This is a genomic window from Bacillus cereus group sp. MG16, assembly GCF_040459875.1.
Classification (GTDB): domain Bacteria; phylum Bacillota; class Bacilli; order Bacillales; family Bacillaceae_G; genus Bacillus_A; species Bacillus_A paranthracis.
Map to the genome: position 1 here is coordinate 313,376 of NZ_JARVHE010000002.1, position 15,582 is coordinate 328,957.

Consider the following 15,582-nt stretch of genomic DNA (forward strand, 5'->3'; position numbering starts at 1 on the left):
TATTTGATTACAATTCTATCTCAAAATAAACTACCATTTATTTTCTAATTTTTGATTTAATAGTTCTAATAGTTCACTTGGTGTATTAAATACGAAATTTGGCTCCTGTATAACTAGTTTTTCAAACATACCTTCTCCCCATAATGCTGCTCCACTCTTCATTTGAGAAGCATGAGCAGCTTGTATATCAGTAATTTGATCGCCAATATACATGCATTGTTTAGGGTCTATATTTAATTCCTTAGCTGCTTGAATAAGTGGTAAAGGATGCGGTTTACTTTCTACACAATCTTCTACCGTTAAAACACTCTGAAAGTATGAGTGAATTTTATTATTTTCCAATTCACTATTCGCAAAATGTTTCAACTGTGATGTAACTATTCCTAATTTATAATCCTTCATTAACAAACTCTCAAGCATATTTTCTATCCCATCATATAGCTTCACTTTATAAATATTTTCTTGATAATAGTGAAGAATATGAGATTTAATTAAATCCGATTTATCAGGGAATCGGCTTAAAAATAGAGCTATCGGCTTTCCAACTAGTTCTTCTTTCTCCTCTACAGTTAGTGGTCTCCCTAATACCTCTTTAAAACCAAAATTATACGCCTCTTTTGCTAACCATTCACTGTTAACTAATGTGCCATCTAAATCCATTATGATAGCTTTCACTATTAGCACTTCCTTACATTTTCTTTTCTATACGCTTCTAAAGCCTTAATTGTTGTAAGTGTTAATGGTTTTGGCAGATCATTTAAAGAAAACCATCCGATTTCAAGTATCTTATCTGGTTCCATTCTTTTAACTACGCCATCATTTACCGTTGCAATATATGTTGGACAAACCCAATGCACTTCTTGTTCTTTTATAATATGATCTGTTACGCATAATAAAGATTCTAATTTTATATCTAAGTTTGTTTCTTCTTTGATTTCTCTAACAACTGTATCTTCTACAGTTTCCATCCACTCTACTTTTCCTCCTGGAATACTCCAGTGCATTCTCTCAGGATTTGTATTACGTAATATTAATAGTAATTTCTCGTTTTCATCAATAATAAATGCTCCTACTCCAACTCTTGGATTCAAATAACCACTCCTAACTTTTTACTAATTCTTTATTTCTGGTATGAATATCTCTAGCTATTACTACTCCAGTAGTCGCGGCTTGAATAATCCCTCTTGCCCATCCAATGGCATCTCCAGCTACATAAAATCCTGAAATATTCGTACGTAAATGTTCATCTACATGCACTTTATCCCAACATAATTCCCATACTGGGGCATGTAGTAAAGTATCTTTTGTAATTAACTTATTTGATAAACCAGATAATTTCCCTAAAAAGCTTTCTATATGATTTGTTACATAATCAGGAAGTACCCATCTTAAGTTAACCGGTGTAGCTTCTGGAAGCGTTGATTGGATTGAATTATTTTCTAGCCCCTCCTTACTTGTAGGACGATTTGAAATAAAGTCTTCGTATCTCTGTACAATCGTTCCCCCATAACCCGAGGCCCTATTAATTGCTTGTATAATTCCCAATTGCATTCCCATTGGATCAACATAATCTGGGAAACTTTGTCTTACTAACACACCAAAATTCGCATTATCAGATTTTTTATCTCTAAAAGAAAATCCACTGATTGTACAAATTTTTTCGTTAGGAACATAAGAATCATAGTAACAATTAACTAGATATCCTCCATTACACATACAAAACGTTCTTACTTCAGCTCCATCATCCATCTTCGTTTTTATTTTAGCGTCTAAATGAGTTTCCGACAATGCAACTATACCTTCTCTTTCAGTTTCCACTCGAACACCTAATTCAATTTCATTAAAAGAATAATTTACATTTAATTTATCCATTATATTTCTTAAAACATGACCAGAAGCTTTTCCAGTTGCCATGACTAAATTACTTGAAGAAATTTGATACTCTTCTCCCCTTCTATTTATTAAAGTAGAGATAAAAATATCTTCTTTCTTTTCTACGCTTTTTAATTTTGTTTGGGTTAGTAGATTTAGTCCACCATTGACTAAATCCTCTTCTAGCTCAATACAATATTCAATAATACCTTCTGTACCAATATGATAGACATCATAACATTTCCAGTCTAATTTATTATCTGTAGCCTGTTGTATCATACATGAATCTTGCGATTCATCTGCTTTTGTTTGCTTAATTCCATCATTATTCATTTTAGAAATAAATGGGTCTAAAACATAATTATTTAATTCAATTACTTTTTCTTCGCTTCCAAGAAGCTTAACTAAACCACTACCTGCTGGAAAAGATGATAATTTTCCATCTGAATACATTCCAGCACCACCAACCCCCTCAACAACATGACAAATATTACATTGTGTACAATTCCCTTTATTAACCAAAGGGCAATATCTCTTTTTAATAGATCTTCCACTATCAACTAAAGCTACTGTCTGATTAGAAATCCCTAGTAATTCTTTTGCTAGAAATAATCCAGCTGGTCCTGCACCAACGATAAGTACATCAACATGTTCAATCATAATTTCCCCCTGTAAAAAATGTAATATATAACCATATAAAACTAATTCTACCATAATTTTACAATTTATAACTTTATAAATAAAAGACGGAATTTTCAATATAAAACACTATCCCAAAGACATTTCCTCCCTTTATATAATTAAATATATTTTTATTCCTTAGCTTTTTACTTTTTAAGCGTATGAAAAGCGATAGCCACGGTAGGTGTAGAGCCATAAACTTTTGATAGCTTGATAATAAGGTTGGGGAAGAAAATAGATTGGGAAAATTGATCCATTCGTTTCCTGTTTAAAATATCAACAGTATTAACGGAATAGCCATACTGAACATCTTACTTTGAAGTAAGACTCAGGAAGACGAAAGATTACTTTTGCCGTGAAACTGGGAAGCTTTTACTCCAAGTTTTACTAAAAAGCAATTAGTTTATGAATCTTTTCTACTAAATATAAATCGACAATAAAGTGATTAAATTTAAAAGCTCAAACAAGTATAACCCCTTCCTAAATTTAGGAAGGGGTTATACTTGTTTGATTTTCGATGTAAAATACTTCACTACACTAAGAACACAACAATATATTCATTTAAAAATCTATTTAACTCTTCCTAATTAACCAATTATTCTGGGAAAATAAAGCTAGAGTCCCCTTCACTATTAGCGGAATCTTCTTTTGGGAATGTAATAGTTGATCCTTCATTTCCCTTATTCCCTTTATTTATCTCTTGTTCCTCAGGAAATACAATGGAAGAATCATTACTTAAGTTTGGTAAAAAACCCAGTTTAGATAAAATGGCTTTTAAGTCAGGTAAAACACCAATTTTATCAGAGATTGGATCGTTAGATTTCGTTCCAGTACTAGGGTCGCTTAAAATATTCCTAAGCTGGCTTGGTGTATATACTTTTCCCTTATTATTTTTTGCAATTCCTTGAATTGATGCAGCAGCACCAGCAATAATAGGTGATGCGCTAGATGTTCCACTAAAGCTAGAAGTATATAGATTTGTTGTAAATTCACTTGGTTTAGCATCTGTAGTATCAACTGCATTCCCCCATCCATACACATCCACTCTACTACCGTAATTAGAGAAATATGAACGTTTATGAGGAACCCTTGCAGAAGCTGCTCCAACCATAATTGCCCCTGAATCTTTAAAATCAGGACTATTACGATTTAAAACTTGTTTACCATTACGGTCTCTGAATTGATCTAAATCGTTTCCGCCGTTTGCACCTGCTTCAATAATAATAATTCCTTTATTTGCTCCCAGACGAATTGCATCAAATATATCCGGTTTTACTTCTACAGGAAGATAGTTCTTATCTCCATATCCATCGTAAGTTGCTTGTGCCTCTAGTAAAAGAATATCTCCAGCTTGCATATTGTTAACCGCACTTAAAATAGCATCAGCTGTATTATAATTTCCGTTATCCCTAATTTGAGATACAACCTTTACCTTAGCTTTGGGCGCGATTCCAATTCCGCCTATGTTATTATCCTCTGCCGAAACAATTCCTAAGACTGAAGTACCATGATCATGGTGCTCGCTTTTATTCTGTCCAGATATCAATTCAATCTTTTGATTCACTAAATCCTCATGACTAAATAACCATCCATACTCCATATCTACGAATGTAGTCCCTTTTCCATCCCCACCTTTTATGCTCCAGGCATAAGGTGCATTAATTCCTAATGGTGCTGGTTCAAGATAACCTTGTCTTGTAAGTCTAGGCTCATCATATGGGTTAACAGATAAATTTGGTAAACGCTCTGCTGGTGAAGCCTCTTCTTCCTGTAAATACGCCGTTTCAACAAGAGATGATTTCTCAATTTTTGTAAGTAACACTTGTACATCAATACCATCTTGAGTTTCTACAATATAGTAGTTTAGCAAATTAGAAGAAATATGATCAGAATCTTTTATTTCTTTACCTAGATTTTTAATTTCTTTAGGATTTAAAGAATTAAAAAGTCGATTTATAGTTACATTTGGATATTCAGCTAAAATTCCAATGAATTCAGGATCTTGTTTTTCTTCTTTAATGAATTTTTCTATTCCATCCTGATATGGTAAATTCGCTTCATTTTTAAATTTTAAAATTAATTGTTTAGTAGCTTGCTTATGTACAGTAGAATTTAATTGCTTATTTGAATAATTGTAAGTAGCTGCGTAGGCAACTTCTGATTTTTCACTTGGAAGTATACCACCTACTCCATTAAATGCTGTTAATGCAATTGAAGAAACTAGAATTCCCTTAAAAATTTTCAAAACGCGCACCTCTTTTTATTAATATATAATTATAAAAAAATGTATATTACCTAATTTCTTTCTAGAAATATATTTTATATTTAGGTCTGTATTTTCAACTCCATTCATTCTTAAATATTTGTTTATACATCATTCATAGAACTAACTCATGTCAATCCTATTAATTCAGTTGCAAACCTGTAACCATTATAGTTACAGATTTGGTGAATAGTCAACCCTATATGTAATTTTGCATTGAAAATCATAGATACTTCTATAAACTTACCCTTAATTATTGTAAGAGAGATTGAGCTTCTATCATTTTAAGTAACTGCATATATGTAATATAAAACATATATGGGGGGTTAAAACGTGGTAATTTCAAGACAAGATTCTTGGACTAATGATAACGATTTACTTCTCGCATCAACAGTACTTCAGTATATTCGTAACGGTGGAACACAGTTAGCTGCATTCAAAGAAGTAGCAAAACTACTAGCTAGAACACCCGCAGCTTGTGGATTTCGTTGGAATTCATATGTGAGAAAACAATACCAAGACGAAATCCAACAAGCCAAACAACACCGAAAAGTGGGAAACAGCATTCCTCTCTCCCAACCAGAAAAAGAAACAAACTCTTTGTCTATTACATTAGATGACATTATTCTCTTTCTACAAAATTATAAAGATATAAATGAATTGACAATTTTACAAAATCAAATTGAAGATTTAGAAGCTGAGAATCAATCCCTTCTACAACGTTTAACTATGTATGAAGAAGAGTATCGTATGTTACTGAACCATATCGATAAGACAAGAAGTTTAATTGTAGTGGATTAAACAGTATAACTATTTTGATTTTTCAGTAGGACCTTCGCCCTCCAAAATTACTTTTAATAAAAGAAATTTTGCCTCTTGCAATTGATAATAAGTAAAATACACATACATAATGTATGTGTATTTTTAATTGGACTATTATTAAAAGAAATGTTTAGTCTATGTTACATCTTTTCTAATATTTCTTGTCTTTCGCACCATTTCGTTAGCTTTTCTAATGCTTTTTTAGATAAACGTTTTGTTTTATAATTGCAAAATCTAGATAATGTAGACGGAGAAATACTAATTTCATCTGCTATTTCACGAATGCTTACTTTTTTTTCATTGTGTACTTTCAGTATTTGTTCACGGATTTTCTTCTCTATTTGTTCGACTGATTCTACAGTCTTCTTTACTTCTTTAACAACTGTTACTTCAGGTAATTGTTCTTGAAGTTCTTCTATACATTTCTTTCCGATTACCCTATCCATTGATTGCAGCATTTCCTCAGGCGGTAAAATCGTTATTCCTAAATTAGCGTAATAGTTTTTAAACCAATTACGTTTCCCAATTTGTTGTTCATCAAGTGGATCACTATACTCCCAATGAGAGATTACTTTTTCATTTTCTAAATCCATTAGAACATTTTCCAACTGTTCTCTAATGCGATTCGGCTTCCAATCTTTTGGGATATCCATTACTGCTAGCAGCCCTTTGTCCCCACCTATAGAATATGGCTTTTTCAATGATGAATACATTTGTCTAATTCTCCATTGCCATGTTAAGTATCGAATTAACCTTTTATGATATTTGTGTCTATAACTATTATATTCAAGTGCTTTTTTAGATAATAACGCTGTTGTATTATTTGATCCGTATAAGTAATTGGTTAAAAAGCTGCCTGGCTTAATACGACAAGACTCAATGCCCATGTATTCATTAGTAACACTATGTCTCCACAATACAACTGAATCTAATACAAATAACCTTTTGATTACTTCACGTTTTAATTCTAAACGTTCTCCATCATCATCACGGTCATTTAATACTACTACCTCATTATCATCATTTAAATAGATAAAAATGCTTGCTAAAGCCGCAATTCTCTTTGCTATTTTAATTTTATCTTCCGCTCTATAGTATTCTTTATTTTTGACTACTGTTTTTGGAATGTTACACATTTCTAAAACTTGCTCATAAGAAAAATCAATGAATTCGTCTGGAGATTTTGCTTCGTTTATCCATTGTATTGTAATTGCATCTAAACAATCTGCCGTTAAATCATCCATATTACTCATTACATCATCGACAAGGGTATTCCACCGAGCAGCTTCTTCTATATTTGTAAGTCTTAAATCTTCATCTTTGTGTGAAGAAAGCTGAGCTACACCATTAGAAGATTTAGTTTCAATAGGATATTGTAAAACCTTACTTAACTCATCTTCTTCAAATTGATTTTTTGCAATCCCATCTCTTAGCTTATAATAAACAGCAGAGTTATTTACCTCATAATAATCCTCATGATTTACTATATTTGTCTTATCTATATTTTGATTATTTTCTACTACTATGGAACTTGAAAGTGCTATATCTTGAAATTCTTTTTCTATAAATCCTTCAATTTCTTTATATATTTCTTCCTTATAGGAATCAATTTTCGCATAAATTTGTACTAATGTAATACCGGATTCTTGCTTTTTTTCTAACCAAGACACTAATGCAGTAAATGATGGAGATGCATGAGATGAGGTTAATACTTTATTATTATTGTTTTCAACATCTTTAAAATATGCATTCCACTTATTCCATACTAGCTCATTTGTTTTATAAATTGGCTCAGAGATTAACAATGCATCTCGAAACATTTGTAATAAATTATCCACTTTATATTCCTCCCTAAACCATGGATCATAACAAAGTAGTTTTCATCATAAAATTCCTTACTACTATTATATTTAATTTATTGTAACAGATATTTACAAGATTTTGCGTCTTTCTTCCCCTAACTCGTCATCTTGCAACATATTTGCTCTTTCTCTTCCTATTTCTTCTCTACTTGCATTCCTTTTGCGCTTTGCTTTCCCTTAGTCCTCAATTTGCAACATGGTTGCTCTTTCTTTTACCTATTCTTCTTTACTTACATTTTTTTGCGCTTTGCTTTCCTTTAGTCCTCAATTTGCAACATGGTTGCTCTTTCTCTTCCTATTTCTTCTCTACTTGCATTCCTTTTGCGCTTTGCTTTCCCTTAGTCCTCAATTTGCAACATGGTTGCTCTTTCTTTTACCTATTCTTCATTACTTGCATTTCTTTTGCGCTTTGCTTTCCTTAACTCATCAACTTGCAACACGTTTGCAGTATCCTTTCCCTATTTCTTTCAACTTGCAACGGTATAATTTATTTTTCAACCTAGTAATTTTAAAATTTTTAAGCTATTTTTCGTATATTTTGAGTAAGTTACATACATAAAATGCAACATGTTTGCGGTATCCTTTCCCTAAATCCCCTACCATTTTCACTCTAATCCCTTATATACCAAGGGGTTAGGTACTTTTCCACTTACTTATATACATATCATCCAACTTGCAACACGTTTGCGGTATTCATGCCCTTATTCTTTACACAAGATGCAACACTGTTTGCGGTATCCTTTCCCTACTTTCAATCTACAAGTGCCCAAAAACCTTCTATATCAAGGGTAATCATTGCAATTCATTATTAATGATCCTGCTAATCAACTTGCAACACGTTTGCGGTATCCTTTCCCTAACTCCTCTATCATTTTCACCCTAATCCCTTATATATCAAGGGGTTAGATACTTTTTCTGCTTATTCATATACATATAATCAACTTGCAACACGTTTGCGGTATCCTTAACACAAAAAAAAATTAAGAAATTCTCTTAACCCTTGATACGACTAGCTTCATAAGCTGTTGCAAGTTGCTATTTTTCTTCTTAAAGGAGCACGTTTCAGCATTTTTCATTTTGCTATAATCAAAATTGGTATATTTTATAGTATTTTGACATATATTTCTGAATTTGTAGAACGGAGGTGAAAAAGATGGGGAAATCATTTGTGATACGTAATCAACGTAGCCTAAATGGAAAAATAACAAACGCAGTTTTAGTAACACTAAAATCTTGGCAAAAGTTTGTGGAAACATTTGAGGAGAAGTACTACAGCTACAAAGATACATATTTAGAAGATATTCTGCAGCACATGACATACGAAGAGCGTATTGCGGATGTAGAAGGTTTTGTCGAAAAAGCCAAGCCATCTTTTTCACGTCGCGTAATGTCTACACTTGCAGAAAAAACAGGAAGAAAACATAAATTATACGGTATTACCAATGCAGATCTTGAAGTGTTCTTATACCTACATAAAAAATGCTATACAAACGGCGTCATTCCAAATGTAACAATACATATGATGTGGGAAGATTACAAGCAATATAAAGAAGAATTTGCTTATATCCAACACTCTCAATTCTATATTGCATTAAAGAAATTAAACTTACATAACATTATCTCCATTGAAAACGGAGTAGATGGCCGATATACAATCAAGCTGACTCATTTTATGAATGAGGAAACAGAAAAAGCAAATCCATACGTATATATTAGTCCTGTTGTATTTACAAAGGCTTTCTTTAAGCTATCTGTAGCGTCTAAGAAACTATTCTTAGACATTGCCATGCAACAACATACGGAAACAACATTAAAGCGTTCATTGGACAAGCAGGACGAAAGAGGCAACAAAACTCACTTCGGTGGGATGTATCGTTTCTTACATAAAAAATATCCGCATCAAATCCGTGCCGTTATCGATGAATTAACAACGGCATTACCATGTACGGGGAATCCCCTATTCAAAATTTGCAAAATGCAAAAAGGGGTAAAGCATACAAAACGATATACAACCTTATATTTATCTATTCATTCGGACTTTTTATGTACAAAAGAATCTGGAGAAGAGCAACACAGGGATCCATTTACACCAAAAACTACCTATGCTCGCAAGGCGAAGTTTATAGAAGCAGTTCTACAGGAGATGAATATCGGTGAACTGTCTGCAGACATGAATAAGTTCATTCATGTATTAAAGCATACTTGTCATCGTCAAATCCGCAGTGTAATTCGCGGACTCCGTGACATGATTGATCGAAAAGAAGGATATCCAACGAAAATTGTATATACATTGAAAAAACTATTGCATCAAACATCTCAATATCAAATCCTTGATGCTGCAGCGAAAGAAGGTATCTACCCTCTTATTGCGCAACATATACCAAAAGAGAGAAATAGTGACCGTGAGCAAGCTGTCTTTAATTTCGGTTTACATTATTCTATGTACTCTCTTCACAACATTAAGAAGATGTTTAAGAATGTGCATACACTACTGAAGCAGAAATTTGCGGTACCTGTGACGGAAGAATCTTATCACCGTAATTATTTAAAATATCAGGAAGAAACGTTATTTAGAAAATATGCATATGATCAAGGTGTGAATCTCCATGCATATATTGCTTTAGAAATTGAAATGCGCGAAAAATTAAAAGTACGCGGCCATAAAGAACGCACAATTCCAAGTGATGTACGTGAATGGTTTATTGAAGAAATTGATAAGCTACCGCAAGAGCAGCTGCGTGTGATTGAGCTACCAAAACAGTTTAATTTACTAGAGTTTATGCGTACCTTTGAACGTTTAGTACGTGCTGGTGTAACAATAACCACTCCTGATCAGGTGCTAACCGCAATGAAAATAAAATAATAGCAACTAGCTCTCTATTTTTGAAAAAAACAAAAGTAGAGGGCTATTCGTGTTTATTTGAGTAGTAACACCTTCCTACTACTCTATTTATAAATACTAAATCGAAAGAACTTCATGTAAAATGGAGTCTTTTTTTATGCACTTCTATACAATTTTGATTCTATCAATGCATAACTCTCCACATAATACTAGAGTGTATTCCTCTACTGTATTAAAACCTATCCCATAATACCTACAAAAAATCAAAAGGAAAATTATAAAAATAGTGGATATGAGGACAAATATGATCCAATGTGGATATAATCCTTCTAAAATCATTGTTATTACTAATGTTGTTGTATTTATCTAATAAAAATCATCAACAAAAATGTGAGTTATGTGTAAATAGTGAGTTATGTTCAAAAATAGCAGCCTAATCTGAATAAAATGTGGATAATTAGACGGTTAGAATTAACCTGATTACTAAAATAAGTAAAAAAGTTCTTATTTACGGGGTTGAATATATATAATGCGATTGGTATCAAATTCTTTCTGATTTCATGTAGAAATATAGTAATTCCTTTCTGTTTTTTTGTAGAATTAAACGTCTAATAATCATTGAATTTACGAATACATTTTCTGCTATTTATGATTTTTTAGGTTCTAACATGAAATTTTCCCTTGTGGGAGTAGATATTTCCCCTGTTTTTGATAACCTATAATAGTTTTATCTTTATTTCTTTTTTTATATAAGGTATATATTTATAATAGATTTTTAATATAGCTAGTATGATTATTAATAAGATGTCCGACCTAATTGAAAATATTTGTAAATTGCGTTATAATAATGGTAATTAAACAGATCATTACCCTCATACAAAAGGACAAACCTACGTATCCCTACCAGGACTAGGTTTGTCCTTTTTTCATTTTAATAAACAATTTATATTGGAGGATTACACATGGCTACACTAAAAGAAACAACTTACATAGAAATGAATACCTATAACGAGATTGGATTTTTTAAAGGGATTGTTTGGGGATTAGTTTTTGTAGTGCCTTTTTGGAGTATTATGATAACTCTATTTATCTGGCTTTATAACTAATAAACAACATATCCAAAAAGCAAAGGGTTGTTTGTCCGTTTGCTTTTTGGATATGCCAGCAACCGTGCGTAGCAAAGGGCGGTAGCAGGTCTTTCACTTGTTTTCTGTTATAATATATCCAAAGAAATTAGGTGATTATATTGAACAAGACAATTAGCTTAGAGAAAACTTTAGAAGATTTCTCTACATATTTAAGTAAAAAAGGCCGAAAACATTCTACAATCCAACGCTATGCATACGATATTAAAGATTTTTATAGATGGTTGAATGAAAATGAGTTACTTTTACATATCAAATCATGGAATGAAATATCCGTAGATGATTATCAAGCGTATTTCTCAGTGTTAGAAAATAAACGAGAATATTCGCTTAAAACAAGGCACAGGATATGGGTGGTTTTAAAGAAATTACACATGTTTTTAGGTATAGTTAGTCCATTAGATGATATTCATCTCTCTTTAATTCCGGATCAATCACTAAATGACAATGATTTTATTACCGAATCGGAAGAAGTACTTTTAAAACAAACCGTTCTATCAACTAAGGGATTAACAGAGAGACAAGCTAAATACCGTCCTCTAATCATGGATAGAAACGCTTGTATAATTAATTTAATAGTAAACTATGGTTTGTCTTTACAAGAGCTTGTATCGCTTAATATGAACCATATACAGTTTGCTAGGAACACTTTAATTGTTCCAGGAGAAAACGGAGTTACTAGATCCATCTTCTTAACAGCTGAAGATACACAACAGCTTTACAAATATTATTCGACTATCCCTGAACCTGTAAGACCTCGACAGCACACAGATAATCCCCTATTTGTGGCATTTGATTTTAATCGAGGTACATATCGATGGGTTTACGAAAATGATGCACCAAAGGCTTTGTCTGAGGTTGCTATACAAAAGATGATTCGACTGGAAGTGAAACGAGCAGAATTAGGTAGACGTATTTCTGCACAACAGATGAGGAATACGTTTATTCTTCGTCTAATTAAGCAAGGAATAAATGAAGATGAATTGGTAAATAAAATAGGTTTTAAAACAAAAATATCTTTAAAAAGATACTATCAATACTTGACGTTATCTAAAAAAACTCGATGAAAAAAACGTAACTCCTATTTCACCGAAAAAGACTTTTGAACTGTACAAAGTTCATCATTTGTTAATTGTTTCTTATTTTCGTTAGATGAATAAATTTGATAATGTACGTCATTTTCATTCCAGTATATATAATGTGATTCATTTTTTTGATGATTAAATGCTTGACGAGTTTTATCAAATGCATTGATCTTTTGTAAAGATTTTTGTGGGAAAACATCCTTTCCTCTTGTTATTTCAACAATTAAGTTTTGATTGTCTTTACTTGAATAAACAACGGTAACATGTTCTGCATTCTCATTTGTAACTGTTATTGAATCTACTTCGAAAGGTAATTTAGTAGGATAGGATATTGGAAATGGGAGTTCTTTTGGTGTAGTGGCCATGACCTCTTGTGATATCGGGTACCAATTTACATCTTTTACAGAACAACCTGTAAGCATGGTGATAAAAAACAAAATGACAAACCAAAGTCTTTTCATTCCGTTCCCTCCTTTTTTATAACGTATGTAGCTTTTTTACATACATTCTGAAAAAGAATGGAAGAAAACTCAAAAAAATGCCCAAGATAACTTCAGTCGAAATTACCAAGAGCATTCACTACATATTTAGTTGAATTGAGCGGTCAAATATTTCAACTTTAAATAGAATTATGTTTTTCACTTCTTGTTTTTGACCGTAGTAAGTCTTTAATATTCATGGTTCCTGAGATTAACAAACCACCAATTACTAAAATTGCACCAAACAGATGGTATATTGTAATACTTTCTTTAAGTATTAACCATGCTAGTAAATAACCAAAAATCGGTGTTAAGAATAGATAGTTGTTTGCTTTTATTGGATCTTTTTTTAATAAATAAAACCATAGTAACATGGATACTATCGAAGTCATAACAACCTGCCAAAATAGACCAATAGCAAAATTCATGTCTAAATTAATATATGGATTTGTATCTAATAAGAAACTTAAAGGAACTGCAAATAAACTACCAAAGATGATTTGCCAAGTATTAATGACTAGACGATCAATCTTCATATCGTATTTTGTGAAACATACACTCCCAATTCCCATAGACAACATGCCAATTGCAAGAATAATGATGCCTGATACAGTGGCTTGCGTATCCTTTAAATACGGATATACGGCAATAAATAAGCCAAATGCGGCAATACACATACCAGCCCATTCTTGTTTTGTTACTTTTCTACTTAAGAACATAGAAGATAACAAAGCAACAACAAATGGGTTTACTGTGATAAATAAGTTAAATAAACTAGATGATACCAACTTTAGTGACAAGAAACAGCAACCTACATACAAAGTGGTATTCAATATACCTAGTACAACTAACTGTTTCCACTCTACTCCTTTAGGCCATCTGTTAGATTTGATAAAATATGTAAAGATAAACATGATAAGACCGGCACTAATTAACCTTGTTGTTGCAAACATTAAAGGGGATGAAGATAAAAGACCAATTTTTGTGGCGATAGCACCTGATGCCCATAAAATACTAAACAATATACCGATTAAAATCTCCATATGAACCATTTTCCTTTCCTACATTACAAATAGTAAAACAACCGATTTTATTAAAATAAAATCGGTTGTTTATGTAAAGAACTTACTTTACTTGTTCTAAAATCAAACAGTAACTTCTTCTTTCCAGTTATCCATACTGAAGCGCTCACCTAAATTACGATGTTCAATAATATACTCACGTAAATGTTTTGCTTTCTGAATAATTGCCTGATCACCGCTTCTTTCTGCAATTTGATCTAGCCAATCATAGCATTTTGCAACAGGGATATCTTTTTCAAAATGAATTTTCGATAAGAAGAATACAACATCTCTAAAATTAATTCTTGAAATTACTTTAGATAGTGAAGTAATTAACTCTTCTTCAAATGTTTCATCTAATTTATCGCGTTTGACAATAAATCTTTCTAAATCACGATTATATGTCTTTTTATCTTTGAAGATATCAGATGGATCAAAATCACTATCAAATACATAGTCCAGGCAAAGGAAAACGCGGCTATCCTTAGAGAAATTAGCAGCTGCATGTCCAATTGCTGCATCTAAGAACCAAATTTCTCCTTTTCTGATACGGAATACTGCTTCCTCATCTGAATGGAAAGCCATTTTATTATCTTCTAAAGCTAAGAAGACACGGAAACGTTGCTTTGTACTATGAGAGAATTCAACGAAATCTCTATGTGGGATAACCATTGCATCCACTAAATTACGTGTACGAACCATTTTTAAATTATCAAAAGTGAAGTATTCTTCAAGAAGTGAGTTAATGTAAGGTAACTGCTTACCATACTCTGTTTGTTGTGCTGCATGATCAAAATCACGATACATTGTATCATTTTTATCATTTGAAGCATTCCATAAAGAGTTGTTCATCCAATAACCTGAACTAAATTCATCATACTCTTCTGGAATAACTGGAAAACTCGCGATTGTAGCTAAATCTTTCTTTAATAATTCCTCGTTTAAGTTTAATTTACCAATGATATAAGATGCCATATTCACTATTCTCCCCTTTAATTATAATGTGAACATTACTAAATCGCAATACAAGTGACCGAATCATCTGATTATGTATTATTTTCAGAATAAAAATCGGAAGATTATTTACATAGACCAATAATATATAGATTATTGGCAACTGATTATTCTTAATCTTTTTGAGATATTCCTGAAATCAAATATATACAATTCATATTGAGAAGCATGGTCACAATACCTACATTTTATATTTTTGTCTGTTTCACAAATATGCGGTACATTTAGATTTTGAATCACTTTTAATACATGTTCTTTGCAAACAAACAAAAGATCACCTTATTTCCATAAAATGATAATTGATTTTTGTAGTTTTTATTTTACCTAGTAAAAGATATTTTAAAACAATTCCTGGTTCGCGCGAATTTACAGAAAATTGAATATTGAAACTACAGATTGATTATAGGGAAAAAATAACAACAGGTCTATACGCGTTTTGCCGAAAATTCCGAATAT

General features: G+C 32.0%; 12 protein-coding genes. 4 read left to right on the plus strand and 8 right to left on the minus strand.

The genetic code is table 11. The features are described 5' to 3' along the window. Window positions 1–30 precede the first annotated feature (30 nt). The 4 genes from QCI73_RS29260 to QCI73_RS29275 form a co-directional block, all read right to left on the minus strand. Window positions 31–675, minus strand: coding sequence for an HAD family hydrolase (locus QCI73_RS29260; protein WP_000644049.1), 645 nt, complete (start codon window positions 673–675; stop codon window positions 31–33). 2 nt (window positions 676–677) lie between these two features. Further along, window positions 678–1,091: an NUDIX hydrolase gene (locus QCI73_RS29265; RefSeq protein ID WP_001069631.1), complete on the minus strand. Its 414-nt coding sequence runs from the start codon at window positions 1,089–1,091 to the stop codon at window positions 678–680. A 10-nt stretch (window positions 1,092–1,101) separates the two neighbouring features. Next, on the minus strand, window positions 1,102–2,532 hold the full coding sequence (locus QCI73_RS29270) for an NAD(P)/FAD-dependent oxidoreductase (protein WP_000569549.1): 1,431 nt from the start codon (window positions 2,530–2,532) through the stop codon (window positions 1,102–1,104). Between the two features lie 616 nt (window positions 2,533–3,148). Further along, entirely contained in the window at window positions 3,149–4,798 is a 1,650-nt protein-coding gene (locus QCI73_RS29275) for a S8 family peptidase (protein ID WP_000688769.1), read from the minus strand. Between the two features lie 351 nt (window positions 4,799–5,149). On the opposite strand from QCI73_RS29275, the gene QCI73_RS29280 reads away from it, so the two are divergent. Continuing rightward, window positions 5,150–5,617, plus strand: a complete 468-nt coding sequence (locus QCI73_RS29280; protein ID WP_000237083.1) for an RsfA family transcriptional regulator — start codon at window positions 5,150–5,152, stop codon at window positions 5,615–5,617. A 161-nt stretch (window positions 5,618–5,778) separates the two neighbouring features. On the opposite strand, the gene QCI73_RS29285 is transcribed toward QCI73_RS29280, so the two are convergent. Then, window positions 5,779–7,476 carry a helix-turn-helix domain-containing protein gene (locus tag QCI73_RS29285; RefSeq protein ID WP_000369387.1) on the minus strand — a complete coding sequence of 566 codons (1,698 nt, stop codon included), beginning with the start codon at window positions 7,474–7,476 and terminating at the stop codon, window positions 5,779–5,781. Window positions 7,477–8,653: 1,177 nt separating this feature from the next. Here QCI73_RS29285 and QCI73_RS29290 point away from each other — a divergent pair. The 3 genes from QCI73_RS29290 (at window position 8,654) to QCI73_RS29300 (ending at window position 12,554) form a co-directional block, all read left to right on the plus strand. Then, window positions 8,654–10,363: a hypothetical protein gene (locus QCI73_RS29290; protein WP_000520275.1), complete on the plus strand. Its 1,710-nt coding sequence runs from the start codon at window positions 8,654–8,656 to the stop codon at window positions 10,361–10,363. A 941-nt stretch (window positions 10,364–11,304) separates the two neighbouring features. Further along, a complete protein-coding gene (locus QCI73_RS29295; RefSeq protein ID WP_000212568.1) occupies window positions 11,305–11,448 on the plus strand; it encodes a hypothetical protein in 144 nt (47 codons plus the stop codon). A gap of 131 nt (window positions 11,449–11,579) precedes the next feature. Beyond that, the gene (locus tag QCI73_RS29300; RefSeq protein WP_002074054.1) at window positions 11,580–12,554 is read left to right on the plus strand and encodes a tyrosine-type recombinase/integrase; all 975 of its coding nucleotides are present in this window, start codon (window positions 11,580–11,582) and stop codon (window positions 12,552–12,554) included. A 14-nt stretch (window positions 12,555–12,568) separates the two neighbouring features. Here the strand turns inward: QCI73_RS29300 and QCI73_RS29305 are convergent, their stop codons facing one another. The 3 genes from QCI73_RS29305 to QCI73_RS29315 all read right to left on the minus strand — a co-directional run bounded on the left by QCI73_RS29305 (window position 12,569) and on the right by QCI73_RS29315 (window position 15,087). Then, on the minus strand, window positions 12,569–13,033 hold the full coding sequence (locus QCI73_RS29305; protein ID WP_000827039.1) for a hypothetical protein: 465 nt from the start codon (window positions 13,031–13,033) through the stop codon (window positions 12,569–12,571). Window positions 13,034–13,191: 158 nt separating this feature from the next. Next, window positions 13,192–14,103 (minus strand): DMT family transporter, encoded by a 912-nt coding sequence (locus tag QCI73_RS29310; protein WP_000233488.1) that lies wholly within the window; start codon window positions 14,101–14,103, stop codon window positions 13,192–13,194. A 93-nt stretch (window positions 14,104–14,196) separates the two neighbouring features. Continuing rightward, window positions 14,197–15,087 (minus strand): aspartyl/asparaginyl beta-hydroxylase domain-containing protein, encoded by an 891-nt coding sequence (locus QCI73_RS29315; RefSeq protein ID WP_000179385.1) that lies wholly within the window; start codon window positions 15,085–15,087, stop codon window positions 14,197–14,199. Between the last annotated feature and the right edge of the window lie 495 nt (window positions 15,088–15,582).